The organism is Streptomyces sp. NPDC004752, assembly GCF_053601275.1.
The window spans coordinates 1-24,207 of sequence record NZ_JBSGBN010000097.1; the positions used below are offsets into that span (position 1 = coordinate 1).

22 protein-coding genes are annotated in these 24,207 nt (G+C 70.8%); 8 read left to right on the forward strand and 14 right to left on the reverse strand.

Features of this window, described 5'->3' with window-relative positions:
• The 5 genes from ACWEKM_RS32165 to ACWEKM_RS32185 all read left to right on the forward strand — a co-directional run.
• The coding region (locus tag ACWEKM_RS32165) for an alpha amylase C-terminal domain-containing protein (protein WP_451624787.1) at nt 1-233 on the forward strand (233 nt) is incomplete at its 5' end.
• Between the two features lie 113 nt (nt 234-346).
• The gene (locus ACWEKM_RS32170; RefSeq protein ID WP_451624788.1) at nt 347-2,266 is read left to right on the forward strand and encodes an AMP-dependent synthetase/ligase; all 1,920 of its coding nucleotides are present in this window, start codon (nt 347-349) and stop codon (nt 2,264-2,266) included.
• 94 nt (nt 2,267-2,360) lie between these two features.
• Nucleotides 2,361-2,795 carry an ATP-binding protein gene (locus ACWEKM_RS32175; RefSeq protein WP_451624789.1) on the forward strand — a complete coding sequence of 145 codons (435 nt, stop codon included), beginning with the start codon at nt 2,361-2,363 and terminating at the stop codon, nt 2,793-2,795.
• A 190-nt stretch (nt 2,796-2,985) separates the two neighbouring features.
• The gene (locus ACWEKM_RS32180) at nt 2,986-4,368 is read left to right on the forward strand and encodes an NAD(P)/FAD-dependent oxidoreductase (RefSeq protein WP_451624790.1); all 1,383 of its coding nucleotides are present in this window, start codon (nt 2,986-2,988) and stop codon (nt 4,366-4,368) included.
• A 662-nt stretch (nt 4,369-5,030) separates the two neighbouring features.
• Complete coding sequence (locus ACWEKM_RS32185; protein WP_451624791.1) at nt 5,031-5,486, forward strand: cyclic nucleotide-binding domain-containing protein; 456 nt, start codon at nt 5,031-5,033, stop codon at nt 5,484-5,486.
• 4 nt (nt 5,487-5,490) lie between these two features.
• Here the strand turns inward: ACWEKM_RS32185 and ACWEKM_RS32190 are convergent, their stop codons facing one another.
• Both ACWEKM_RS32190 and ACWEKM_RS32195 read right to left on the reverse strand, forming a co-directional pair.
• A complete protein-coding gene (locus ACWEKM_RS32190) occupies nt 5,491-6,798 on the reverse strand; it encodes an MFS transporter (RefSeq protein WP_451624792.1) in 1,308 nt (435 codons plus the stop codon).
• An 89-nt stretch (nt 6,799-6,887) separates the two neighbouring features.
• Nucleotides 6,888-7,505 carry a LysE/ArgO family amino acid transporter gene (locus ACWEKM_RS32195; protein ID WP_451624793.1) on the reverse strand — a complete coding sequence of 206 codons (618 nt, stop codon included), beginning with the start codon at nt 7,503-7,505 and terminating at the stop codon, nt 6,888-6,890.
• Nucleotides 7,506-7,605: 100 nt separating this feature from the next.
• Between ACWEKM_RS32195 and ACWEKM_RS32200 the strand changes: the two genes are divergently transcribed.
• The gene (locus tag ACWEKM_RS32200) at nt 7,606-8,505 is read left to right on the forward strand and encodes a LysR family transcriptional regulator ArgP (protein WP_451624794.1); all 900 of its coding nucleotides are present in this window, start codon (nt 7,606-7,608) and stop codon (nt 8,503-8,505) included.
• Between the two features lie 99 nt (nt 8,506-8,604).
• Here the strand turns inward: ACWEKM_RS32200 and ACWEKM_RS32205 are convergent, their stop codons facing one another.
• The 10 genes from ACWEKM_RS32205 to ACWEKM_RS32250 all read right to left on the reverse strand — a co-directional run bounded on the left by ACWEKM_RS32205 (nt 8,605) and on the right by ACWEKM_RS32250 (nt 19,222).
• Nucleotides 8,605-10,116, reverse strand: coding sequence for a hypothetical protein (locus tag ACWEKM_RS32205; RefSeq protein WP_451624795.1), 1,512 nt, complete (start codon nt 10,114-10,116; stop codon nt 8,605-8,607).
• 17 nt (nt 10,117-10,133) lie between these two features.
• Nucleotides 10,134-11,141 carry a Gfo/Idh/MocA family protein gene (locus ACWEKM_RS32210; protein ID WP_451624796.1) on the reverse strand — a complete coding sequence of 336 codons (1,008 nt, stop codon included), beginning with the start codon at nt 11,139-11,141 and terminating at the stop codon, nt 10,134-10,136.
• Complete coding sequence (locus tag ACWEKM_RS32215) at nt 11,132-11,908, reverse strand: amidohydrolase family protein (RefSeq protein ID WP_451624797.1); 777 nt, start codon at nt 11,906-11,908, stop codon at nt 11,132-11,134. Before ACWEKM_RS32215 ends, ACWEKM_RS32210 begins: the two co-directional genes overlap by 10 nt.
• The gene (locus tag ACWEKM_RS32220; RefSeq protein ID WP_451624798.1) at nt 11,901-12,647 is read right to left on the reverse strand and encodes an isochorismatase family cysteine hydrolase; all 747 of its coding nucleotides are present in this window, start codon (nt 12,645-12,647) and stop codon (nt 11,901-11,903) included. The genes ACWEKM_RS32215 and ACWEKM_RS32220 overlap by 8 nt, the downstream gene beginning before the upstream one ends.
• Nucleotides 12,644-13,525: an NAD(P)-dependent oxidoreductase gene (locus ACWEKM_RS32225; RefSeq protein WP_451624799.1), complete on the reverse strand. Its 882-nt coding sequence runs from the start codon at nt 13,523-13,525 to the stop codon at nt 12,644-12,646. Before ACWEKM_RS32225 ends, ACWEKM_RS32220 begins: the two co-directional genes overlap by 4 nt.
• Nucleotides 13,522-14,595, reverse strand: a complete 1,074-nt coding sequence (locus tag ACWEKM_RS32230) for an ABC transporter ATP-binding protein (protein ID WP_451624816.1) — start codon at nt 14,593-14,595, stop codon at nt 13,522-13,524. The genes ACWEKM_RS32225 and ACWEKM_RS32230 overlap by 4 nt, the downstream gene beginning before the upstream one ends.
• Nucleotides 14,596-14,627: 32 nt before the next feature.
• A complete protein-coding gene (locus tag ACWEKM_RS32235; RefSeq protein WP_451624800.1) occupies nt 14,628-15,722 on the reverse strand; it encodes an ABC transporter ATP-binding protein in 1,095 nt (364 codons plus the stop codon).
• The gene (locus ACWEKM_RS32240; RefSeq protein ID WP_451624801.1) at nt 15,722-16,582 is read right to left on the reverse strand and encodes an ABC transporter permease; all 861 of its coding nucleotides are present in this window, start codon (nt 16,580-16,582) and stop codon (nt 15,722-15,724) included. The genes ACWEKM_RS32235 and ACWEKM_RS32240 overlap by 1 nt, the downstream gene beginning before the upstream one ends.
• A complete protein-coding gene (locus tag ACWEKM_RS32245; RefSeq protein ID WP_451624802.1) occupies nt 16,579-17,523 on the reverse strand; it encodes an ABC transporter permease in 945 nt (314 codons plus the stop codon). Before ACWEKM_RS32245 ends, ACWEKM_RS32240 begins: the two co-directional genes overlap by 4 nt.
• A gap of 103 nt (nt 17,524-17,626) precedes the next feature.
• The gene (locus tag ACWEKM_RS32250; protein ID WP_451624803.1) at nt 17,627-19,222 is read right to left on the reverse strand and encodes an ABC transporter substrate-binding protein; all 1,596 of its coding nucleotides are present in this window, start codon (nt 19,220-19,222) and stop codon (nt 17,627-17,629) included.
• A 114-nt stretch (nt 19,223-19,336) separates the two neighbouring features.
• Here ACWEKM_RS32250 and ACWEKM_RS32255 point away from each other — a divergent pair, with 114 nt between their 5' ends.
• Entirely contained in the window at nt 19,337-20,233 is an 897-nt protein-coding gene (locus ACWEKM_RS32255) for a dihydrodipicolinate synthase family protein (RefSeq protein ID WP_451624804.1), read from the forward strand.
• Nucleotides 20,234-20,443: 210 nt separating this feature from the next.
• Here ACWEKM_RS32255 and ACWEKM_RS32260 read toward each other — a convergent pair whose 3' ends face one another.
• Both ACWEKM_RS32260 and ACWEKM_RS32265 read right to left on the reverse strand, forming a co-directional pair.
• Nucleotides 20,444-22,057: an N-acyl-D-amino-acid deacylase family protein gene (locus ACWEKM_RS32260; protein WP_451624805.1), complete on the reverse strand. Its 1,614-nt coding sequence runs from the start codon at nt 22,055-22,057 to the stop codon at nt 20,444-20,446.
• Nucleotides 22,054-23,229, reverse strand: coding sequence for a mandelate racemase/muconate lactonizing enzyme family protein (locus ACWEKM_RS32265; protein WP_451624806.1), 1,176 nt, complete (start codon nt 23,227-23,229; stop codon nt 22,054-22,056). The genes ACWEKM_RS32260 and ACWEKM_RS32265 overlap by 4 nt, the downstream gene beginning before the upstream one ends.
• 166 nt (nt 23,230-23,395) lie before the next feature.
• Here ACWEKM_RS32265 and ACWEKM_RS32270 point away from each other — a divergent pair, with 166 nt between their 5' ends.
• The gene (locus ACWEKM_RS32270; protein WP_451624807.1) at nt 23,396-24,187 is read left to right on the forward strand and encodes a FadR/GntR family transcriptional regulator; all 792 of its coding nucleotides are present in this window, start codon (nt 23,396-23,398) and stop codon (nt 24,185-24,187) included.
• Nucleotides 24,188-24,207 lie beyond the last annotated feature (20 nt).

Genomic DNA, 24,207 nt, shown 5'->3' on the forward strand with positions numbered 1-24,207 from the left:
ACGGGGCACCCCTGCTCTCGGTGTCCCACTTCTCCCCCGTCGTCCGCCACCACTACCGGCTCGACGTACCGGACGACATCCCCGCGTGGCGGGAGCCGCTCAACACCGACAGCGCGCGTTACGGGGGCGGCGATGTCGCCGACCGGGGTCTCCTTGTGCCGCAGGGCGGACAGCTCCGCGTCACGCTGCCGCCGCTCGCCACGGTGTGGCTGGTGCCCGCGCCCGCGGACTGATCCGATCAGTTCGCCGATCCCGGCCCCCGTCGCGCTCGTCTGGGCTACATTCGAGCACCGTCGCACGCCTTGGCGTGCGACGGCGTCACCCTCGTACATCCCAGGAGCAGCGCATGCACGACCTCGCCCTCGCTCCGGACCCGACCCCGGACATACCCGGCGGGCTCGCCGACACCGTCTTCGACGCGGCGGTCCGCAACCCCACCCTGCCGGTGCTGGCACGCCGCGCGGACGACGCCCCGGCCGCATGGCGCACGGTGACGGCCGTCGAGCTGCGGGACGAGGTGGCGGACCTGGCCAAGGGCCTGGTCGCCTGCGGGATCTCCCCGGGCCACCGGGTCGCCGTGATGGCCCGCACACGCTACGAGTGGACCGTGTTCGGCCACGCGCTGTGGACGGTGGGCGCGGAGATCGTGGCGATCGATCCGAACTCCCCGCGCGAGCAGGTCGAGTGGATCCTGCGCGACACCGACTGCGTGGCCGTCCTGGTGGAGGACGAACAGGGCGTGATGACGGTGGGGACCCTGTGTGCGCGGCTGCCGCGGCTGCGACATGTGTGGCAGCTGGACACGGACGCGCTGGCGCAGCTCACGGAGCGGGGCGCGGCCGTCCCGCTGACCACCGTGCAGTCGCTGCGTCGGATCGTGCTGCCGGACTCCACCGCCGTCATCGTCTGCACCTCCGGCACCTCCGGCCGCCCGCTGGGCTGTGCGCTGAGCCACCGCAGCCTGGCGTATCCGTGCGACGCACTGCTCGCGGGCCGGGCGCGCGCGGCGGCGCCGGGCGGGCAGGCGTCCGTGCTGGCCTTCCTGCCGTTCTCGCACCTGTACGGGCTCATGGTCCAGGTGCTGTGTCTGCGCGGCGGCATTCTGCTGGGCCACGAACCCGGGACGAGCGACGCGGCGCTGGCGTCGGCGCTGCGCACCTTCCGGCCCACGTACCTCCACGGAGTGCCGTCACTGTTCGAGAAGCTGTACAAGAACTTCCTGCGCGCGGCCCAGCAGGGTGGCCGGGGCGCGCTGTTCGAGCGGGCGGCGCAGACGGCACGGGACTTCGCCGCGGCCGAGGAGCGGCAGCGGCTGGGCACGGGGGCAGGACCCGGGTTCGACCTGCGGCTGCGGCATGCCCTGTACGAGCGGACGGTGTACCGCAGGCTGCGGGCCACGCTGGGCGGCCGGGTGGTCCGCGGCTCCTCGGGCGGCTCCTCACTCGGCCGGGAGCTCTCCCTCTTCTACGAGGGCATCGGTATCCGGGTGAGCGACGGCTACGGGCTGACGGAGTCGGGCGGCGGGATCACCATGCAGCCGCCGGGCCGGGAGAAGTCGGGGACCGTGGGGCAGGCCCTGCCGGGCACCCGGATCCAGCTCGCCGAGGACGGGGAGATCCTGGTGCGCGGCCCGTCGGTGTTCCAGGGCTATGTCAGGAACGAGGCGGCGACGCGGGCGACGCTGCGCGGCGACTGGCTGGCCACCGGTGACCTCGGGCGGCTGGACTCCGCGGGCTATCTGACCGTCGCCGGCCGCAAGAAGGACATCATCGTCACCAGCAGCGGCAGAAGCGTGGCACCTGCCCCGCTGGAGCAGCGGCTGCGCATGCATCCCCTCGTCCACCAGGCGGTGGTGGTCGGGGACGACCGGCCGTGCGTGGGCGCGCTGATCACCCTGGACCCGGAATTCCTCGCGCACTGGCGGTCGGCGCCCGCGTTGCGTAGGGACACGCCCGGTCGGGAGGCGCGGGAGGAGAACGCGCTGCGGGAGGAGATCGCGCGGGCCGTGGCCGCCGCCAACAGCGCGGTGTCACACTCCGAGTCCATCCGGGTCCACCGGGTGCTGCCCACGCCGTTCGACGCCTCCAACGGGCTGCTGACGCCGTTGATGAAGCCGCGCCGGGACGCCATCGCCCGGCAGTACGCCGCCGAGATCGACGCGATGTACCAGGCACGCTCCGACACCCTGCGGCGGCCGCCCCGGGCGGAGCCGGCCGAGTGGGCCGAGTGGGCCGACTGGGACGACTCGGACAGCGTGTTCCGGTGATCGGGAGGCGTAGTCGGCCCGACCGCGGGAACCCAGCCCAGGGAGAGAACGGCCGGGACGGCGGTCCGGTTCACACGGCGCTGGGGAAGAAACGATGGCGACCGGACGACGACGGGACAACACACCCCTCTCGGAGGAGGCCCTCGACCGCTGGGTCTCCTTCCCGGGCGAGCTGCGCAGTGTGACGGGTGCCCGGATGGCCGCGCAGGACTTCCTCGGCGACCTCGCCCGCAGGACGCCGCCGGCCGCCCCCGACTACTGGGACGACATCCTGCTGGTGGTCACGGAGCTGGCCGCCAACGCCGTCCAGTACGCGCCGGGGCCGTTCGACCTCCGGATGCGCCGCACGTTCGACGGTGTGCACATCACGATGCACGACACCAGCACCGTACGGCCCGAGCCTCGGCCCTTCAGCCCGCGCACGGGTGGCGGCGGCGTCGGCTGGCGGCTCGTGGACACGCTGTGCGACCAGGTCAGCGTGGTGATCACCGACGGCGGCAAGGACATCCACGCCTTCCTGCCCTGGTGACCGGGTGGCCGGACGGGCAGCGGGCAGCGCGCGGACGGGCGGACCCCGCTCCTCCCAGGCCACGCGTTCGTCCGCCCGCCGCTCCGGCTGGCGGAACCACTCGGGGCACGGTGGGATCGGTGTGGTGCGAAGCAGCGATCCGGGGCGGGGGAACGGCGTCGGACCGGACCCGCCCGGAGCCGCGGAAGGGATGGACACCGTGACACGACCCAGGATCCTGGTGGTGGGCGCAGGCTTCGCCGGTGTGGGGTGCGTTCGCCGTCTGGAGCGGAAGCTGGCCCCCGACGAGGCCGACGTCACGCTGGTGACTCCCTACTCGTACCAGCTCTATCTGCCGCTGCTGCCGCAGGTCGCCTCCGGTGTGCTGACGCCCCAGTCGATCGCTGTCTCGCTGCGCCGCAGCAGGAAGTACCGCACCCGGATCATTCCGGGCGGTGCCATCGGCGTGGATCTGAGGGCCAAGGTGTGCGTCGTCCAGACGATCACGGACAAGGTCGTCGACGAACCGTACGACTACATCGTGCTCGCCCCCGGCAGCGTGACCCGCACCTTCGACATCCCCGGTCTGACCGACCACGCCTATGGCATGAAGACCCTCGCCGAGGCCGCTTATGTGCGCGACCACGTCATCGCGCAGCTCGACCTCGCCGACGCCAGTGACGATCCCGGCGAACGCGCCGAGCGGCTGCAGTTCGTGGTGGTCGGCGGCGGCTACGCCGGCACCGAGACCGCGGCCTGTCTGCAACGTCTGACGCACGCCGCCCTGCGGCGCTACCCGCGGCTGGACCCGGACCTGATCAAGTGGCACCTGATCGACATCGCGCCCCGGCTGATGCCGGAGCTGGGCGACAAGCTCGGCCGCAGCGCGCAGGAGATCCTGCGCGGGCGCGGGATCGACATCTCCCTGGGGGTGTCGATCGCGAAGGCGGGCGCGCGGGAGGTCATCTTCACCGACGGCCGGGTGGTGCCCACCCGCACCCTGATCTGGACGGCCGGGGTCGTCGCCAGTCCACTGATCGCGACACTCGGCGCCGACACCGTACGAGGGCGGCTCGCGGTCACCGCGGAGATGACGCTGCCGGGGCACGACGGGGTGTTCGCGCTGGGCGACGCCGCCGCCGTCCCGGACCAGGCGGGGCACGAGGAGGGCGCGATCTGCCCGCCCACCGCGCAGCACGCCGGCCGCCAGGGCAGGCAGGCCGCCGACAACGTCATCGCGACCCTGCGCAACCAGCCGCTGCGCCCGTACGTGCACCATGACCTCGGACTCGTCGTCGACCTCGGGGGCCGGGACGCCGTGTCCAAGCCGCTCGGCGTCGAACTGCGCGGCCTGCCCGCCCAGGCCGTCGCCCGGGGCTACCACTGGTCGGCGCTGCGCACCCAGGTCGCCAAGACCCGCGTCATGACCAACTGGCTGCTCAACGCCGTCGGCGGCGACGATTTCGTGCGCACCGGGTTCCAGGCGCGCCGCCCCGCGAAGCTCAAGGACTTCGAGTACACCAACGCGTATCTGACGCCCGATCAAGTGCGGGCGCATGTGGCGGGCCGGGCCCTGGACAGCCCGGCGGACTGAACGGGGCCCCGGCCTGCCCACCGGGGTCCGGAACGGACCCGGTGCCGGGCCTTGCCGGGCGGGAGATCACGAGGTGAGCGGAAGATCACGAGGCGGTAGGGGTGAGAGCACGGCGGCGTGAGGACAGCGGAACGGTCGGTGCGGGCGGAGCCGTGGGACCGGCTCACGGCGTCCGTCCCCGGGCTGCTCCGGCTGCCCGCGGGGCCGCGCACAGTGCCGGCCCTCGCGCCGACCCTGCTCGTCCTGGCGCTGCTGCGGGCCGGTGTGGACCAGTCGGCGGCCGGGGCCATGGCGGCGATGGCCACCACCGTCGCCATCCATGAGAAGCAGCGCGACCGGCAGGCCGTGACACTGGGGCGGGTCCGCCGGTGTCGCATCCGGCCGAAAAGTGAAACAGGTCACGTGGCCCGGTCTTGCCACCCGGGTGCCCCATGGATGGTTTACCGTTCATCCATAAGTGGACGGGAGTCGACCCTGCGGGTCCGCCCTGAGCCACCACATACGGCCCTGGCTGGCTTCCCCCGTCCGGCCAGGGCTCTTTTCTGCCCGCCGGGCCGCATTCCCGGCGTTCTTCGGTCCCCGAGGTGCTCGGGGCGGCGGCAGCGGCTGAAATGGGCATAGGGAGAACTCCGGAATCCCCCGCCCGCGAGGAGCCCTGCGCCATGACCAAAGCGATAAAACTGCTGACCGCCCTACCGCAACCGCAGCGCGAGCGGCTCATGGAGCTGGCGCGGGAGGTGTCCTTCGCCGAGGACACCAGGATCTTCGAGGCCGGTGGCACGGCCGACCGGTTCTGGGTGATCCGGTCGGGCGCGGTCAACCTCGACCAGCAGGTGACCTCCCATCAGCGGGTGACGGTGGCGAGTCTCGGCGCGGGCGATCTGCTCGGCTGGTCATGGCTCTTCCCGCCGTACACCTGGGACTTCGGCGCCGTGGCGTTCAGCTTCGTACGGGCCTACGAGTACGACGCCTCCCAGGTGCTCGCGCTGAGCGTGGAGGACCCGCTGCTCGGGCTGTCGCTGGTGCGGACCGTCGCCGAGGTCCTCGCCCACCGCCTGGAGCTGACCCGGGGCAAGCTCATGGAGCAGTACACGCTCCACCGGCGCAGCGCTCTGTAGCGCCTCAGATGCGGTAACGGCGCAGCGCGGGCACCGCGGCGGCCAGCCCCAGCATGACGGCGACCACGAGCAGGCCGCCGCCCGTGACGGCGGCACGCGGCCCGAAGGCGGAGCCCGCCGTGCCGTGCAGCACGTCGGCCAGGCGCGGGCCGCCCGCGACGACGACGGTGAACACGCCCTGCATGCGCCCGCGCATCTCGTCGGTGGCGGCGGACAGCAGGATCGCCCCGCGGAAAACCATGGAGACCATGTCGGCGACGCCCGCGGTGGCGAGGAACGCCAGCGCGATCCAGAGGTTGCTGCTCAGCCCGAAGCCCGCGACGGCCACGCCCCAGCCGACCACCGCGCCGATGACCATCCAGCCGTGCCGGCGCGCCCGGGAAAACGTGCCGGAGAACAGCCCGCCGATCACCGCGCCGACGGGGATCCCGGCGAACAGCACACCGAGCGCCAGCCCCTCGCCGTACGGGGCGTAGGTCTCGGCGGCCAGCTGCGGGAACAGGGCCCTGGGCATGCCGAACACCATGGCGACGATGTCGGCGAGGAAGGACAACAGCAGCACCTTGTGCAGCGCCATGTAACGGAACCCGGCCGCTATCTCCCGCCAGCCGGCCCGCCGGGCCGACGGCTTGCCGAGCGGCCGCAGCGCCGGGAGCCGCATGACCGCCCACACCGTGACGCACAGCGCCACGGCGTCGATGAGATACAGCTCGGGCAGGCCGACGACCGGGATCAGCGCGCCGGCCAGCAGTGGCCCCGCCACCAGGCCGATCTGCATCACCGTCGAGCCGAGGGCGTTCGCGGCGGGCAGTTCCTCCGCCGGGACGAGCCGGGCGATGGAGGCGGTGCGCGCCGGGGAGTTGAGGCCGAAGAACGCCTGCTGCACGGCGAGCAGGACCATCAGCACGGCCACCGAGTCCAGACCGGTGGCGGCCTGCGCCCAGAACAGCAGCGAGGTGACCGCGATGCCGATGTTGGTCACCAGCAGCAGCTTGCGGCGGTCCACCGTGTCCGCGACCGCGCCGCCCCACAGCGCGAACACGACCAGGGGCAGCAGCCCGGCGAGGCCGGCATAGCCGACCCAGGCGGAGGAGTGCGTGATGTCGTAGATCTGCTTGGGGACGGCGACGGCCGTGAGCTGGCTGCCGACCGAGGTGACGATCGTCGAGGACCACAGCCTGCGGTAGGCGGGGCGGCGCAGCGGGCGGGTGTCCATCGACCAGCGGCGCCAGCCGCGTCTGGGTTCCGCTGCCGGGGCGGGAGTGTCGGACCGCGCCGCGGTGCTGTCGTCGGTGCTCTCGCTCGTGTCCACGGGCTTCCTGGTTGCTCGTTACATCTTTCGATCCGGGCCTCACTATGGCAGCACCGGCGGTGCCCGCCGAAACGGTGGGCCCGCCCGTCTCAGGATCCGGCGACCAGCAGCCCGCCGAGCGTGATCATGGTCACCGCGACCAGGCCGTCCAGAACCCGCCAGGCCCGCGGCCCGGCGAGGACGCGGCCGAGCAGCCGGGCGCCGAAGCCGAGCGCCGCGAACCAGCACAGGCTGGCCAGGGCCGCGCCGAGGCCGAACGTCCAGCGCAGCGGGCCGCGGTCGGCGGCGAGCGAGCCGAGCAGGAACACGGTGTCCAGATAGACGTGCGGGTTGAGCCAGGTCAACGCGAGACAGGTGAGCACCGCCCGCCGTCCGGAACCCGCGGCCTCGCCCTCGGTGCGCAGCCCGGTGGCGGCGGGCCTGACGACGCGCCGGGCGGCGAGGGCGCCGTAGCAGAGCAGGAAGGCGCCGCCGATCAGCCCGACCGCCGTGAGCGCCCCGGGCCGGGCGACCACGAGCGCGCCCACGCCGCCGACGCCCAGGACGATGAGCAGCAGGTCGGAGAGGGCGCAGATGCCGACGACCGCGAGGACCGCGTCACGCCGGATGCCCTGGCGCAGGACGAACGCGTTCTGGGCGCCGATGGCGACGATGAGCGAGAGACCGGTGCCGAATCCGGCGGCAGCGGCGGTCAGGGCGGTGGACATGCCGATGACGCTAACCATGCGATCACCCCGCGTACAGCTAAAGATTCTCACCTACCATTAGCGCATCTACAGAACGCCGAGGAGGAGGTGAGAGCCCGCGATGATGCCGGAGCTGCCCCTCGACCAGGTGCGGACGCTGCTCGCGGTGGTGGACGAGGGCACGTTCGACGCGGCGGCCGCCGCCCTGTATGTGACGCCCTCGGCGGTCAGCCAGCGGGTGAAGGCGTTGGAGCAGCGCACGGGCCGGGTGCTGCTCCAGCGCACCAAGCCGGTGCGGCCGACGGAGTCCGGCGCGGTGCTGGTGCGGTTCGCCCGGCAAGTGGCCCGGCTGGACCGGGACGCGCGGGGCGAGCTGGGGCTGAGCGGGGCCGGGGAACCGACGCGGGTGTCGGTCGCGGTGAACGCGGACTCGCTGGCGACCTGGTTCCTGCCGGCGCTGCGGCGGGTGCCGCAGGAGCCATGGCTCTGTTTCGAACTGCGGCGCGAGGACGAGGACCACACGGCGGCGCTGTTGCGCGAGGGGCTGGTGATGGCGGCGGTGACCTCGTCGCCCGATCCGGTGCCGGGCTGTTCGGTGCGCCCCCTGGGGCGGATGCGCTACCTCCCCGTGGCGAGCGCGGAGTTCGCGGCGGAGCATCTGGCCGGGTCGATGGCGGACGCGCTGGCCGTGGCGCCGGTGGTGGCGTTCGACCGGCGGGACGACTTCCAGGACGACTTCGTTCGTGCGCTGGCCGGCGGGCGTGCTGCCGCGAGCGCGCACCGGCACTATGTGCCCACCTCCGAGGGGTTCGTCGAGGCGGTCGCCATGGGACTCGGCTGGGGCATGGTGCCCGAGTCCCAGGCCGACCCGCTGCTGCGCACCGGCCGCCTCGTCCGCCTCGCCCCCGACCGCTGGGCCGACGTCCCCCTGTACTGGCAGCAGTGGAAACTCGACTCCCCGGCACTGGCGGCGGTGGCCGACGCGGTGACGAGAACAGCCTCGGAGAGCCTGCGGCGCTGAGGCAGCCGTTCCCGTCTGAGCGCGCCGGGCGGCGGCCGACTCCGAGGGAGGGGTGAGCCGCCGCCCGGCGCGCGAAGGCGGTCCGGGCTCCGAGCAGGGTCAGCGCGCTGAGACCGCGCCTGAGCTGTCGATCATCATGAGCTTCAGATTGCCGTCCACCATCCGGGTCAGCGCGGGGGTCAAGTATCCGTCGCTTGAGGTGGCGGTGCGGCGGCCGAAGGTCTCCTTGAAGTAGGGGATGTGGCCGGCATCGGTACGGAAGTTGGTCAGCGAGGCGGCTCCTTCGTTCCAGTGGTACATGTTGGTCTGCCAGTTCGGGAAGTAGCCGGTGGTCGGGGAGGCCAGCCAGTCGTCCGTGCCGTCGCCGTCCACGTCGGCGATGTCCCAGAGGAACATGTCCTTGATGGAGTAGCGGTCGGTGGTGGCACCCGGATCCGAGATGTGCAGGTACCAATGCCCGTCACCGGCGAAGACGTTGTACGCGATCCGAGACGTGCCGCCGGTGCGCACGATCGGGTTGGCCGGATAGGACACCCGGTCCACGTACTTGTTGCCGTCGTTGTTGTCGTGCGCAAAGGAGTAGAACCGGTCGTCGACGGTGTTCGAGCCAAGGTTGTAGATCGAGACGTGCCGTTCGATCCCGCCCCATGGGTCGGCGCTCTGGGTGCCGGAGAGCCGGTCCTTGTAGAGGCTGTAGTTGCTGGTCCCGGCGATCAGTGCGACCTTGTCGGGGTTGCCCGGATCGACGGCGACGACGCCGTAGTTGCGCCCGGCGATGTCGGTGCGCCCGCCGGTGAGGTAGGGCCGGTCGGCCACGAGTTGGGTCGAGCTCAGCGGGCCGACCGCGTATTGCATGACTCGGCCCGAGGTCCAGGCCACCAGTCGGTTCTGGCCGCCCACGTTGGTGATCAGCCCGTTGGCCACGTGGGAGTTGGTGATGTACTTGGTGCCCGTCGGATACGTGTTCGCCAGAGCATTGGGATACGTGTTGTCGTAGGCCGACGTGGACGGGTAGTAGAGCGCCCCGTCCGTGGTGAACGATGTGCCGTTGAAGCCGAGGAACCACGAGGTGTCGGCGTAGTACGGGGACGCCGCGATCTGGTTCGACGACCCGCCCCACAGCACACTGTTCTCAGTCCACTGATGCGTCGGGTAAGTGGTGCTGCCGAAGTCCCAGCACTTGTCCGCGAGCGGGGACAGCGGCGTCTGTGAAGCCCCGGTGCGTCCGCTGAAGAAGTGCAACGTCGTGTTGAGCCACGGCTGGCTGCCGCAGTTCTTGCCGCTCGGAGTCTGGATCACGACGTAGACGTCGGGCCAGCCGTCCGAGTCGTAGTCGAAGCCTCCGTAGGGGCCGTAGCCGTTGGTGGCGACGCTCCAGAGTGAGGTGCCGGACTGGTCGTACGCGGTGAGGTTGCCGCCCGCGATCTTGAAGCCGACGGCGCTGACGGTCGTGCTGCCGGTCACGTTGTAGACCGGCAGCACGGTGCCGTCGGACAGGGCGATGGTGTTCCCGACAGCAGGCGGAGCAGCGGAGGCGGGCGAGAGGCCGACCAGGCTGAACACCCCGATCAATGCGAGGCACGTCGTGAGGCGGGAGATGAATCGGTGCATACGCGCTCCTTCTTGGCTCAGGTTGGTGGATCGCTCTTCTCGTTCGGTGATGCGATCTCCAAGGCCTCGAGCACCCGCATGGCCGGTAGCACATCTGCCGCCGTGCACCGCGGAACCCGGCCCTCGGCGACGGCGGCGAGGAAATCAGCGTCCTGGGCCTCGATCGCCGCGTCCTGGGTGGCCGCGGTGCCGGGAGAGTCGACGATCACTCCGTCGGACCCGAACAGGCGGCCGTCTTCGATGTGCAGGGTTTGGTCTTCGGCGATCAGCACGTAGTCGCTGACCGCTTTCCTGGAGTGGTATGACAGCGAGATCGTGGCCAGGCCACCGCCCGGGGTCGCGAGCAGCGCGCCGACGTCCATCGGCCGTCCGTTGCCGGCCCAGGACGGGCCGCATCGGCCGTGCGCGTCGGCCTCGGAGGCGTCGAGCAGCCACAGTGCCGTGTCGACGAGGTGCGCGCCGTGGTGCCACAGCACGCTGTCGGTCCAGTCCCGAACCTTTCCGGTCCAGCCGACGTCGCTCTGCCGCAGTTGCAGCGACCGCGCGATGACGTGGCGCAGCCGCAGCTCGCCGCGCTCCACCCGATTGCGGACCTCCAGCATCGGCGCCCAGAAGCGCAGCGTGTGGGCCAGCGCGGCGATCCTGCCGGTCTCCTCGGCGGTCCGTGCCACCGACTCCGCCTCGGCCAGTGACACGCCGACCGGGATCTCGCAGAGCACATGTTTCCCGGCCCGCAGCGCCGCGATCGTGAGCGACGCGTGCACCGGGCTGGGCGCGGCGACCACGACCGCACTGACCGCGTCATCGTCCAGGAGAGCCGCCGTCTCCGTATAGGCGCGCGCAATGCCGTGTTCGGCGGCGAATTCGGCGTTCTCCGCGGGCTTCGGTCCGGCCACCGCCACGACCCGGCCGCCGACCGCGCGGATCGCCTGCGCGTGGCAGGCCCCGATCGCGCCCGGCCCGATGATGCCGATGCCGATGTCGCCCAGGCCGGTGCCGTCCACACCACTGCCGTCTACACCCATGAGTCCCTCCCGAAGATCGTGGCCGCGCTGCGCCCCAGTACCCGGTCCCGGTCCTCGGCGGTGAGGAACGGTGCGTGCTCGGTGACATGCCCGACGGCCTGGGCGTAGTCGGCGTCGGTGCCGCCCGCCCGGTTCCAATCGCCGCTCCACATGAGGCGTTCGGCTCCGAAGGCGTCCAACGCCATCCGCAGGTACGGCTCGGCATCCGGATACGGGTACGGCGAGTTGGCGTTGAGGAAGAAGCCCGACCACGTCGTGGACGTGTTCGGCCGCTCGGCCAGCCGGAGGAACCGACGGAACCCGGGATACGGCACGGGATCGTCGGCCAGCCTCAGCCAACCGAGGTGTTCGAACCGGAAGTGCACATCGGGATGCTTGTCGACGACCTCCAGGACGCCGTCGTCGACGACGTCGGAGAACGGCCCGGTGATGCTGGCGACGAGGCGGTGCTCCGCCGCCGCCCGCCAGACGTCGCCGCGGGCCCGAGCCGGGAGCCGGACCCCGGCGAGCACCCCGCGACGGCCGAGTGCGTCGAGCCGGCTCGGCGCCGCCGCGTCGTCCGGATCCACCAGTCCGACACCGGCGAACAGGTCGGGGCGGTCTTCGACACAGCGTTCCAGGTAGCCGTTGTCGGGCTCCCCCAAGTGCTGTACCAGCACGGCGTGCCCGATCCCGTGCTTCGTCATCGCTTCGAGGTATTCGGCGACCGGCCGGAACCTGGTCAGACCCACGTGCACATGGCAGTCGACGATCATGCGGTCAGCCACCGACCCGGCCGTCCGCCGTCCGCGCGCACGCCGCCGCGAACTCCGCCGACGTGCTGGTGTATCCGACGTTGGACTCGATGTACCGGATCGCCAGCAGGTTGGCGAGTTCGCCCTGACGGGTCTCCGGATATTCGAAGGTCCGGACGCAGTCGCGCAGCACCACGACCCGGTAGCCCCGGTACATCGCCTCGGTGACGGTGTTGCCGAGGCAGATCCGGCTGTCGAAGCCGACCACCACCAGATCCTTGATGTCGCGCGCCCGCAGCGTCGAATCGAGCGTCGTCTCGTAAAAGCCGCTGTACATCTGCTTGCGGATCAGCGGCTCTCCCGGGCCGGGCGCGATCACCTTGGAGAACGCCAGGATGTCGTTGGGCTCCTGCCACGCCTCCAACACGTCCACGTCGCAGGTGCGCATGGAGAGGTTGCGCCACTCTGTACTCTCCGCGAGCCCCGGCGAGAGATGGTTGGTGAGGTAGACGACCGGGAGCCCGATCCGCCGCGCCGCCTCCCGGGCCGGGACGATGTGCTCCCGGACGATCTCCCGGACGACGGGGTCGGCCGCGTAGATCCCGGCGAGACCGGTGTCCCCGGTCTCATCGTCGAACCCCCGGCCGTAGGCGTCCACGATGAGGAATCCGGTGCGGTCCGGGTCGAGTTCCAGCTGTTCCTCGGCGTGCCCGAGCGGATTCTCGAACGACGGATACATCCGGTAGTAGCGGCCGGGAAGGGTCAGCGTCATCGGGGTCCTTCGCTGGGAACGGCCGGTTGGACCGGCCGGGTTTCGGTGATGAGGGCCTGGGTGCCCCGGTCCCCGCCGAGTGCCGCGGCGACCGCCTCGCACAGTTCACGGACCAGGGTGGTGCCGGGCAGGCGGCGGGCGTCGCCGACTTCGTCGAGGGCGAGTTCGAGGTCCTTGGCCAGGTGCGCCACTTTGAAGCCGGGTTCCAGGTCGCCGGATGTCAGCCGGGGCCACGCGAAGTCGAGCAGCGGCGAGCCCGCCACCCCGACCCGGATCGATTCGTGGACCCGTGCCGGATCCAGACCCGCCGCCTGGGCGAGCGCGAACGCCTCGCAGACGCCGAGGGTCACGGCCGCCACCAGCGCCTGGTTGACCAGCTTGGCGGCCTGGCCGCTGCCGGCCGGGCCGTGGTGCACGACGGTCGAGCCGAGGGCGTCGAGGACCGGTCGGACGCGGTCGAAGACATCGGCGTCTCCGCCTACGAAGATGGAGAGTCTTCCGCTCTCGGCACCGACTGGTCCGCCACTGACCGGAGCGTCGAGGACCGCCTCGTCGCTTTCGGCCAGCCGACGGGCCAGGTCGGGCGACGACGTGGACATGTCGATGAACACAGTGTCGCCGCGTCGGGCCTGCGCGAGGATGCCGTTCGGAGCCAGGTACGCGCCCTCGACGTCGACGGGCGCCGGCAGCATCGTGATGACCAGGTCGCGGTCGCGGGCGGCTTCGGCGATCGAGCCGGCCCAGGACGCGCCCTGGGCCAGCAGGGGTTCTGCTTTGGGACGGGTCCGATTGTGGACTGTGAGTTGGTGCCCGGCGGCAAGGAGCCGGGCCGCCATCGGCGCACCCATGAGGCCGGTGCCGATCCAGCCGATCCTCATTCGGCGCCTCCCGAGGAGTGCGGGACGAGGCTCGGTGCGTCGTCCGACAAGGCGGCGGTGGCCGTGTCGGTCACGGCGGTCACGCCGTGACCGACACGGCCACCGGACCCGTCCGCCGCGGATGGCGTCTCAGCGAAATGGCAGGCAGCCGACCCGCCGGCAGCCACCGGCCGCAGTGCCGGACGTTCTTCCAGGCACTGGGCGGGCTGCCCGAGTTCGCGCCACAGGGTGCACCGCGGCGCGAAGTGGCAACCCTGCGAACCCGGCCCGGAGTCGGAGATCTCACCCCGGATCACGTGCCGGGTGAATCCCCCACCGGGTCGGAACGCCGGCGCAGACCCGACCAATGCCCGCGTGTACGGATGTGCCGGGCTCTCCAGCAGCGCGCGCCGCGGCCCGATCTCCACCAGCCGACCGAGGTACAGCACCGCGATCCGGTCGCAGAGGAAGTAGACCGCGCGCAGGTCGTGGCTGATGAACAGCATGCTGAGACCGAGTTCGCGGCGCAGCCGGGCGAACAGGTTGAGCACCTGGGCCTGCACCGAGACGTCCAGCGCGGAGACCGGTTCGTCGGCCACGACGAGCGCCGGCTGTACGGCGAGCGCACGCGCGATGCCGATGCGCTGTCGTTGCCCGCCGCTGAACTGCTGCGGATAGCGGTCGAGCATCGCCGGGTCCAGTCCGACTCGGCGCATCAGCTCGCCGAGCTGTTCCTCCAAGTCCTTCCCGGAGGCCAGCTTGTGGATCCGGTACGGGTCGGAGAGCACCGAGCGGACCGTGCGGCGCGGGTTGAACGCACCCTGGGTGTTCTGGAAGATCATCTGAACGTCGCGCCGGAACTCCAGCAGTGCCGGACCGGTCAGCGCCCTGACATCCTTCCCGCGCACGTCGATCCGTCCGGCGGTCGGCTCCTCCAGCCGGACGATCAGCCGTCCGATCGTCGTTTTGCCGGATCCGCTCTCGCCGACCAGTCCGAGTGTCTCGCCGGGGTGGATGTCGAAGGACACGTCGTCCACCGCGCGTAGGGAGGTCCTCGCGGCCCCGACACCGCGCTCCTGGAATTCCTTCACCAAAGAGCGCACTGTCAGCAACGGTTCCCGGGTCACGAGACCACCGCCTCGGCGACGGCTTCCCGGAAGTGGCACCGACTGCGGCGCTCAGCCTCGACAGCCTCGTTCGGGACGACGTCGTCCGGCGGAGCGGACAGCAGGTTGAACAACGATGGCGCGGACAACGTGCACTCCTTTGGATCGCCGAGCTCCCGCCGCAGCCGACATCGTTCGGCAAAGCGGCAACCGGTGGGCCAGGCCCGGGGGTCAGGCGGCGAGCCGGGAATCGTGGTCAGCTCCTTGGGCGGTTCGCCGCCCAGCGGCGGTACGGCCGCGAGCAGAGCCCTGGTATACGGATGCGCCGGGCTGGTGCACACTTCGGCCACCGGACCGGACTCCACGATCTGCCCCGCGTACATCACCACCACCCGGTCGCAGATCTCGGCGACGGTGGTCATGTCGTGGGTGACGAACAGGATGCTGGTTCCCGACTTCTCCCGCACGTCGAGCAGCAGTTGGAGGATCTGCGCCTGGATCGTGACGTCGAGCGCGGTGGTCGGCTCGTCGGCGATGAGCAGGTCCGGCCCGAGCTGGACCCCCATGGCCACGGCCACCCGCTGCTGCATCCCGCCGGAGAGCTCGTGCGGATAGCGCCGTGCTTGCTGCGCCGGACGCGGCAGCCCGACCCTGGTGAGGATGTCCAGGATCCGGGTCGGGCGCTCGCCGCGCGGCAGTTCGGGCAGGTGCGCGGCCAAGCCCTCGCCGACCTGGGTGCCGATCCGGCGAACCGGATTGAGCGCGGCGCCGGCGTCGGACGGGATCAGTGCCATCTGCCGGCCGCGCAGCTTGGCCAGCTCCCGGTCCCGGAGCCCGGCCACCTCGACGTCTCGCAGCCGCACCGAGCCCGCTACGATCCGTCCGGGCCGGGGCACCAGCCCGAGCAGCGCCAGCATGGTGACGCTCTTCCCACTGCCGGATTCGCCGACGACGCCGACGATCTCCCCGGCCCGCACGTCCAGGTCCACACCGTCGACGGCCCGTGCCACGTCGCCGCGCAGCGCGAACTCCACGACGAGGTCCCGCACTCTCAGAACGGGGTCGGCCGCGCCGGACGGCGGGTCGGCAGGTGTGTCGGTGACCGGGGTCATCAGCCGATCCTTTTCGCGTCGAGCCGATCGCGCAGCGCGTCGGAGAGCAGGTTGATGGCGAAAACCGTGATGACGATGGGCACACCGGCGACCAGTGCCAGCTCGGGGTGGGTGGTGATGAACTCCCGGCTCTCGGCCAGGCGCGAGCCCCACGACGCCTGCGGTGGCTGCACCCCGAGTCCGAGGAAGCCCAACGCGGCCTCGTCCAGGATCGCGAAGCCGAGCAGCACCGTCGTCTGCACCAGCATCAGCGGCGTCAATCCGGTCAGGATGTCGGTCCGGACCATCCGCAGCCGGGAAGCGCCGAGCACGCGCAGCGCGTCGGCGTAGGGCCGGGAGCGGATGCTCACGACGGTGGCCCGGACCAACCGGGTGTAGAACGGCCAGTAGGACAGCCCGAGAGCCAGCACCGTCGTGGTCAGGGAGGCCCCGAACAGCCCGACCACTCCGATCGCCACCAGCAGCGACGGGATCGCGAAGAACAAGTCCACGACCCGGGTCACCACGAGGTCCACCCAGCCGCCCAGGAATCCGGTCAGCACGCCGAGCGGCAGCGCGATGGCCGAGGCGAGCGCCACCGCCCCGATGGCGACCAGCGCCGTCGACCGGGCGCCGACGGCGAGACGGCTGGCGACGTCGCGGCCGAGTTCGTCGGTGCCGAGCCAGTGCACCGTGCTCGGACCGCCGAACCGGTGGGTGACGTCGATGGTGTAAGGGCTCGCGTCCACCAGCCACGGGCCGACGACGGTGGTGAGGACGACCAGTACGCCGAGGGCCACGCCGACCTTCGTGCGCAACGGCATCCGCCGCCGCGCCGCCGCCCGCGGCCTGGTACGCGACACTGCGGTGGAGGCGGTCATGCGAGCCTCACCCGGGGGTCCAGGAGCCCCTGCGCGAGCTCGCTCGCGAGGTTGACCACGATGAACAACACGCCGTAGACGAGTACCAACGCCTGGATCAGCGCGTAGTCCCGCTCGGTGACCGCGCCGACGACCAGGCGGCCGGTGCCGGGCCAGTTGAACAGCACCTCGACCACGATTGAGCCCGCGATCAGCGACGCGATCGTCAGCCCCAGCGCGGCGACGAGGGTGGGCAGCGCGTTGCGCAGCACGTATCCGCCGGAGATCCGCCACCGCGCCAGGCCCTTGGCCCGGGCGAACGGGACGAACGGCTCCTGCGCCACCTCGGCCACCGCGGACCGGACCAGCTTGGACAGGTAGGGGCTGATCGCCAGGCCGAGTGTCAGAGCCGGCAGCACGGTCAGCCGCAGGCTCTGCACCGGATCGTCGGAGAAGGGCACGTATCCCTGGGACGGAACCACGTGCAGCTTCAGGCCGAACAGCAGCATCAGTAGGGTCCCTTCGAAGAAGGCCGGCATGGCGAGCCCGAACAGCGTCGCCGTGGTGATCGCCGAGTCCAGCCGGGAGCCCGGCCGCATCCCGGCGGCCACTCCCGCCGGGATGGCCACCAGCAGCGCCACCACCAGCCCGGCGATCGCCAGTTGGAGTGTCGCCGGGATCCGATCCACGATGATCGTGCTGATCGGCATTTGGGAGCGGAAGGAGACTCCGAAGTTCCCGTGTACCAGCCCGGAGAGCCAGTCTCCGTACTGGCTGAGCAGCGGCCGGTCGAACCCGAACCGGTGACGCAGCTGCGCGACGATCGCGGGATCGCTGTTCGCACCGAGCATCGCCGTCACCGGATCGCCGGGGATCAGCCTGACATAGACGAACGAGAGCACGGAGAGCCCGAAGAGCAAGGGTCCCGCGAGCAGCACTCTCCGCGTCGTGTACCGGAACACCGTCCACCTCCTCCATTCCTGGATCGGCGGCGGCCGGCGGTCACACCGGCCCCGCCGATCGATACGCCGCCGTAGCGGACCGGATCCCGACCGACGCCACCCCTCAGCCGACGCCGGCCCGAACCAGGTCGTAGGAGTCGTCGTCAAGCGGCGCGTGGAAGTTCTTCACCCGCTTCCCCACGGCGATCTGCGGCCACTGGTAGCCGACCACCAGCATCGGCAGATCATCGGCCTGCCACTGCTCCAGTTCCTTGAATATGGCGGTGGCGTCCGCCGCGCCGGCGGTGCTGAGCGCCTTGTCGATCTTGGCATCGAGCTGCGGATCGGCGAGATGAGTGGTCGAAGCGGTGAGCGATCCGCCGGTGCGGAACCAGTTCTGGTAGAGGTCCGCGGCCCCTGTCGCGGCCGCACCGCCGTGGTACATGGTGAACTTGCCCTTGGCCACGTCGCCCCAGAAGGCGGCCGGGTCGTACTTCTCCGGCGTCACGTCGATGCCGACGTCCTTCAGGTTCTGTTGCAGCAGCTGGACGTGGCATTGGGCCGCCGGCCAGTTGGCCTCGTAGGCCACGGAGAACTTCAGTGGGGTACCGTCGGCGACTTTGGTCACGCCCTTGGCGATCCGGGTGCCGCCGCCCTCGACCCAGCCGGCCTCGTCGAGCAGCTTCTTGGCCTTGGTGATCGATTCCGCCCGGCCGGCGGTCTTGTAGGTGTCGATCTCTGTGTAGTTCGGATCCCACGGCCGCAGGATGTTGCCGTACGTGATACCGCCGGTGCCCGACCAGCAGGCGGTCTGCCGCCCCTGGCGGTCCACTGCGAACGCCACGGCCTGGCGCACCTTCTTGTCGGAGAACGGGGCCTTGGTCCGGTCCCATCCCCAGAACACCGGGGCCAGTGAGTCGGATTGGAGTACCCGCACCGAGCCGCCCCCACCCTTCTTGACCCGCTCGGCGTCGGCGTAGCCGAGGTTGGCGATGTCACCGGAGCCGCTCTCGATCGCGGCCGCGTGGCCGGCCTGGTCCTCCGAGAAGGTGTAGCGGATCTTACTGATCTTCGGCGGCGTCGGATAGTTCGGGTTCGCCTCGAAAATCGCGCTGCCCTTCGGGACGTAGGACGTGAGCTTCCACGGCCCGGAGGTGGCGGACGGCACGGTGAAGTAATCCGCCTTGGCCTGCACCGCCTTCTTCGAAAGGATCGCCGCGCTACCCGGTCGGCTGACCGTCTCCGGGAAGATCCGGGACGGTGCGGAGAGCATGAACTTGACCGTCTTCGCGTCCACGACCTCGACGCTGGAAAGCGTGGACAGCAGGCTCTTCATCACCGCGCCGTGCTTCATCCGGTCGAAGGAGAACTTGACGTCCTCGGCGGTCACCGGGCTGCCGTCGCTGAAGCCCGCCTTGCTCTTGAGCACGAATGTGTACGACCTGTTGTCCGGAGACGCTTTCCACCTCTCCGCCAGCGCGCCGACCAGCTTGCCACGGTCGTCGCGCTCGGTGAGCGTCTCGTACATCATCGCCATCGGGATGCGCGAGGCGTCCGACCAGGCGACGTTGGGGTCCAGGCCCTGGGTCGGCTCCGGTTCCAGCATGGTGATGTCGCCGCCGGTGCCGCCGGCCGCGGCGCTGCCACCGCCGCCACAGCCGACCAGCGTGAGGGCGCCGCCCAGCGCGAGTGCGCCGACAAGAACGGTGGTGCGCCGCATCTGACCTCCTGGAGTTCCCCTGACGATGCGCAGAGGCTAGGTCGCCGTTCGAAGCATAGTCAAGTCCTAGGACAGAAGTGCTATGTTGGCGATCCCATCATGGAGAGGACAGCCATGGAACCCAGTACCTGGGGCGGGATCTTCCCCGCCGCCTTGACGATGTTCGACGCCCGGGGCCGGCTCGACGAGGACGCCACCGCCGCGCACCTGGACTGGCTGATCGGGCAGGGCGCGCACGGCGTGGTCGTGGCCGGTACCAGCGGCGAGTTCGTCGCGCTGTCGGGCCGCGAACGGCACCGCCTGTTCGAGATCGCGGTCAAGGCGGCGGCCGGCCGGGGGCCGGTCATCGCCGGCACCGGAGCGTTCGGCACCACCGAGACCGTCGAACTGACCCGGGGCGCCGCCGAGGCGGGTGCCTCGGGCGCCCTGGTGATCCTGCCCTACTACCAACGTCCACACCATGACGAGGTCATGGCACACTTCCGCGCGGTCGGCGCGGCGGCCGAGATCCCGGTGATGCTCTACAACAACCCGACCAACTCCGGGACCGACCCACTGACCGCCACCGACATCGCGGCCCTCTACCAGGAGGGAGCGGTGCAAGCGGTGAAGAGCACATTCCCGACAGTGCACCAGGTACACGAGGCGCGAGGCGCCACCGACGAGGGGTTCCGGGTCTTCTACGGCAGCTTCATGGCCCCGCTGGAAGGGATGGCCGGGGGCGCGCACGGATGGGTGAGCGGGATCCTCAACGTGGCGACCCCGGACGCGGTCGCACTGTGGGATGCGGTGCAGCTCGGTGACTTGAGCACGGCACGCGCCGCCTGGGCGCGGATCCTGCCGATCAAGTACCTGTACACGCAACAGCCGCTGGGGCCGGTCAGCGACCTGGCGATCTACCGGGAGATGCTGACGATGCGGGGGCTGCCCGGCGGGTACAGCCGGGCCCCGTTGCGGCCGCTGACGTCGGGGCAGCGAGAGACGTTGGCCCGGATCCTCGACGCGCAATGAGGCGTGCGCAGTGAGGTGATGGGTGGGCTGCCTCGTCTCCGTGGTCGGGAGGCGGGGCAGCCTGCCGTTCGACGCGGTTGGCCACCCGGCGTTGCGCGGTCCCGCCCGCTCCGCCTGCCCTCGCCCGCTACGCCCGCTCCGAGAACGCGTCGGCGCGGGCTGCCCCATCTCCGCAAAGTGGGGCAGCCCGCTGCGTGACGCAGCCCGTCATCAGTGTGACGAGCCCGCTCCGCGGAGCGCTCGACCAGGCGTCATTCCGGTGAGCACACCGCCGTCCAGGACCAGTTTCCCGTTGACGACGACGTGCGAGATGCCCTGCGCGAACTCCCTGGGCCGCTCATAGCTGGCCGGCGCGTGCACGGTCGCCGGATCGAACACCACCAGGTCCGCCATCATGCCGTCGAGCAGGAGTCCCCGGTCCGTGAGCCCGTGCCGGTGCGCCGGGAACGACGTCATCTTCCGGATGGCCTCCGGCAGCGACAGCAGCCGTTCCTCCCGCACGAAGTCACCCAGCACCCTGGCGAAGCACCCATAGGCGCGGGGACTCGGATACGCGCCGATCAGCAGCGCGTCGCTGGCGATCATTCCGAGCGGGTGGCAGACGAACTTCCACAGCGTCATCGCGTGCGGGCTGGGCCTGGTGAACGTGGCCCCCGGATTGACGCCGGCCAGCTCGCACAGCGTCTCGGTGAGGTCCCGACCCACCTCGACCACCACGTCGGCGAGGTACCAACCCTCGAACTGCCGGTGCTCAGGTGCGTTCAGGTTGCCCAGGCGTACGTCGGCGAACGGGCGGCTGGCCGCGTACTGGCGGACCGCCGCGCTCTGCTCCACTTCGCTCCGCAGCCGATCGCGCAGCGACAGGTCGGCGAGCCGTTCCTGCAGCCGGTCCGGACCGTCCGCCTGCAACCAGGCAGGCAGCAGCCGGACCAGCCGGGTGCCGCCCCACTCGTAGGGATAGGTGTCGAAGGTGACGTCGAGCCCGTCCGCGCGCGCGTCCTCCACCAGGTCGAGCATCCGCTGCGCGCCGCCGGAGTAGGCGGCCCGCGACGAGCGGGAGAAATGGGTCAGCTGTACCGGAAGTCCGGCCCGGCGGCCTATGTCCAACGCCTCGCGGAAGGGGTCGAGGTAGGTGTCGCCCAGGCCGTAGCGGACATGGGTGTGGTAGATACCGCCGAACCGTGCGGCTTCCTTCGCCAGCGCCACCAGCTCGTCGGTGTCCGCATAGCTGCCCGGCGGGTAGTCCAGACCGGTGGACAGGCCGAGCGCGCCCTCACGCATGGCGTCGCGGACCATGCCGCGCATCCGGTCCAGGGCGACCGCGTCGGCCGGCGCGGCGGACCAGCCCAGGGCGTTGATCCGGGGCGCGGTGTTGCCGACGAAGACCCCGACGTTGACCGACGTGCTCCGGTCGTACCTGGCCAGGAGATCGGCCACCGATTTCCAGGAGTAGTCGGTCTCCGGGTGTCCGGCGATGCCGGCGTTGAACCGGACGAACCGCAGCAGGTCCGCGGGATCGTCGAACGGCGCGTAGGACAGCCCGTCCACGCCGAGGATCTCGGTGGTCACCCCCTGCCGGACCTTCATCTCCAGCGTCGGATCGGTCAGCAGGACCAGGTCGGAGTGCGAGTGCGCGTCGATGAAACCGGGGGCGACGATCCGGCCGGTCGCGTCGATCCTGCGGTCGGCGGGCACCTGGGACACGTCTCCCCGCAGCACGTACACCCGGTCGCCACGCACCCCGACGGCAGCGTGGAACCCCGGGTTGCCCGACCCGTCGACGATCAGTCCGGAGTGGACGAGCAGCTGGTACGGCTCGGTCATCGGGTGCCCTCCTGGTCGAGTCCGGCCTTGAACGGGTGCTTGATGATCTCTTCGATCCGCAGCTTCGGCCCCAGGCCGGGCGCGTCCGTGACAACCCATTCGCCGTTCTCCACCCGGGGTGGATCCTCGGTGTACCGCTCCCAGTACCGCAGCTGCTCCGGGGTGATCATCGACTCGGACATCAGCAGGTTCGGCAGGGTGGCCGCCAGCTGCCAGGTCGCGGCGCTCTGCAACGGTCCGAACGGGTTGTGGAAGGCGATCGACAGCCCGTGCGCCTCCGCACAGGTGGCGATCTTGCGGGCGGCCGTGATCCCGCCGCAGAGTCCGACGTCCGGCTGCACCACCGCAACCGCGTGCGCGTCGATGAACGGGGCCGAGCCGAAGTGGTTGCCCCAGCGCTCGCCGGCCGCGATCGGGGTGGACGAGCGGCGGCTCACCTCCAGCGTCCAGTCCACCCGGTCGGCCGGGACCGGCTCCTCGATGAAGGTCAGGTCGAAGGGTGCGAGCGCCTCGCAGAGCCGGATGGCGTTGGCCACGTTGAGCCGCCCGTGGCAGTCGAGCATCAGGTGGATGTCCGGCCCGGCGGCGTCCCGGGCCGCCGCGAAGTACTCGGCGATCACCTCGAACGTCCGGGTCGGTAACAGCTCGGCCTCGGTCTGCCGGGCCGGGATCATGGCCGGCCGGTCATGCTTGACGCTGGTCACCTTCTCGTAGAAGCCGGGCAGCGTGGTCTTCACCGCCTTGAATCCGCGGTCCACCCGATTGCGGACCTCCGCGGCCAGCTCGTCCGGCGAGCCCCCGGCTCTCGCGTGCGTGTAGACCGGCACCCGGTCCCGGAACCTCCCGCCCAGCAGCCGGTGTACCGGCACCCCCAGCGCCCGGCCGTTCAGATCCCAGAGCGCCTGGTCGATCGCGCTGATCCCGATGGTGAGCAGGGTGCCGCCGAGGAACGCATCCCGGTACAGGCGCTCCGCGTGCTGCTCGATCCTGGTCGGATCACGGCCGACCAGGTATTCGGACAGCTCCTCGATCAAAGCGGAGACCGACCTGGTCCGCCGCCGCATCGCCACCTCGGCCTCGCCGACCACGCCCTCATCGGTCTCGATGCGGACGTAGATCGCGTTGTAGAACCCGAAATCGGCGATCCACTGACGCACACCGGTGACTCGCATGGGACCTCCACAGATCGTTCGCTGTGCGGCGGAATCGTCCGCCGCACTGAAGTTCGCTGCACTGAGAGTATAGGCACGCTAGGACCTAGGACATACCTCCGATGTCCTGGGTGACACCATGGCGCTACGATGTCTCCATGAGTGACGGCATCGACAGGGAGACGAAGTGACCGGCGTGGTGGCGAGGGCATCGGCGGCGTCACGCGAGGCGGCGTCGGGGGACGGGACACCGCGGGAAGGACAGTGGCGGCACACCGCGGTGCCGCTCGGCGCCCAGGTCGCCGACCAGATCCGGGAACTGATCAAGGCCGAGGGTCTCACCGACGGCGACCCGCTCCCCTCCGAATCGGACCTGGCCGGCCGGTACGGGGTGAGCCAGCGGGTGGTCCGCGACGCCCTGCGCACCCTGACCAACCAGGGCCTTGTCGAGACCCGCCAGGGCAAGCGCGCGACGGTCAGCGGACTGCGGCCGGTCGCCGTGGAGGACTACTTCCGGCTCGCCATGCACGCCGACTCGGACGCCATCGACGACCTGCTCGAACTCCGGTTGGCCATCGAGACCAAGGCCGCCGGGCTGGCCGCGGCCCGGGGCAGCGCCGAGGAACTCGCCCGACTGCGCACCATCATGGCGGAACTCAGCGAGGCCGAGGACGACCTCACCCGCCGGGTCGAGCTGGACATGGCGTTCCACGACACCATCGCCCGCGCCTCGGGCAACCGCTTCTTCCAGTCGATCCTGGACGCGCTCGGCGAAGCGCTGACCGCCGAACGGCACCGGGGCGGCCACCTCACCGAGGCGGCCGGGCTGACCCACGCCGAGACCAACACCCAGCACCAAGCCCTGCTGCTGGCGTTGGAGGCACGCGATGCCCAGCTCGCCGAGCAGTGCATGCGGGCGATCCTGGAACGCGCGCGGCACTACTTCCAGGACCTGGACAGCCCGGCATCCGACGCCTAGGCAGGCTTCCTGCACCCCTA

Excerpts from the sequence above, each read along its gene's own strand:
- ACWEKM_RS32170 (WP_451624788.1), top strand. The coding sequence starts at position 347 with ATGCACGACCTCGCCCTCGCTCCGGACCCGACCCCGGACATACCCGGC.
- ACWEKM_RS32175 (WP_451624789.1), top strand. The coding sequence starts at position 2,361 with ATGGCGACCGGACGACGACGGGACAACACACCCCTCTCGGAGGAGGCC.
- ACWEKM_RS32180 (WP_451624790.1), top strand. The coding sequence starts at position 2,986 with ATGGACACCGTGACACGACCCAGGATCCTGGTGGTGGGCGCAGGCTTC.
- ACWEKM_RS32185 (WP_451624791.1), top strand. The coding sequence starts at position 5,031 with ATGACCAAAGCGATAAAACTGCTGACCGCCCTACCGCAACCGCAGCGC.
- ACWEKM_RS32195 (WP_451624793.1), bottom strand. The coding sequence starts at position 7,505 with ATGTCCACCGCCCTGACCGCCGCTGCCGCCGGATTCGGCACCGGTCTC.
- ACWEKM_RS32200 (WP_451624794.1), top strand. The coding sequence starts at position 7,606 with ATGATGCCGGAGCTGCCCCTCGACCAGGTGCGGACGCTGCTCGCGGTG.
- ACWEKM_RS32205 (WP_451624795.1), bottom strand. The coding sequence starts at position 10,116 with ATGCACCGATTCATCTCCCGCCTCACGACGTGCCTCGCATTGATCGGG.
- ACWEKM_RS32210 (WP_451624796.1), bottom strand. The coding sequence starts at position 11,141 with ATGGGTGTAGACGGCAGTGGTGTGGACGGCACCGGCCTGGGCGACATC.
- ACWEKM_RS32220 (WP_451624798.1), bottom strand. The coding sequence starts at position 12,647 with ATGACGCTGACCCTTCCCGGCCGCTACTACCGGATGTATCCGTCGTTC.
- ACWEKM_RS32225 (WP_451624799.1), bottom strand. The coding sequence starts at position 13,525 with ATGAGGATCGGCTGGATCGGCACCGGCCTCATGGGTGCGCCGATGGCG.
- ACWEKM_RS32235 (WP_451624800.1), bottom strand. The coding sequence starts at position 15,722 with ATGACCCCGGTCACCGACACACCTGCCGACCCGCCGTCCGGCGCGGCC.
- ACWEKM_RS32240 (WP_451624801.1), bottom strand. The coding sequence starts at position 16,582 with ATGACCGCCTCCACCGCAGTGTCGCGTACCAGGCCGCGGGCGGCGGCG.
- ACWEKM_RS32250 (WP_451624803.1), bottom strand. The coding sequence starts at position 19,222 with ATGCGGCGCACCACCGTTCTTGTCGGCGCACTCGCGCTGGGCGGCGCC.
- ACWEKM_RS32255 (WP_451624804.1), top strand. The coding sequence starts at position 19,337 with ATGGAACCCAGTACCTGGGGCGGGATCTTCCCCGCCGCCTTGACGATG.
- ACWEKM_RS32260 (WP_451624805.1), bottom strand. The coding sequence starts at position 22,057 with ATGACCGAGCCGTACCAGCTGCTCGTCCACTCCGGACTGATCGTCGAC.
- ACWEKM_RS32265 (WP_451624806.1), bottom strand. The coding sequence starts at position 23,229 with ATGCGAGTCACCGGTGTGCGTCAGTGGATCGCCGATTTCGGGTTCTAC.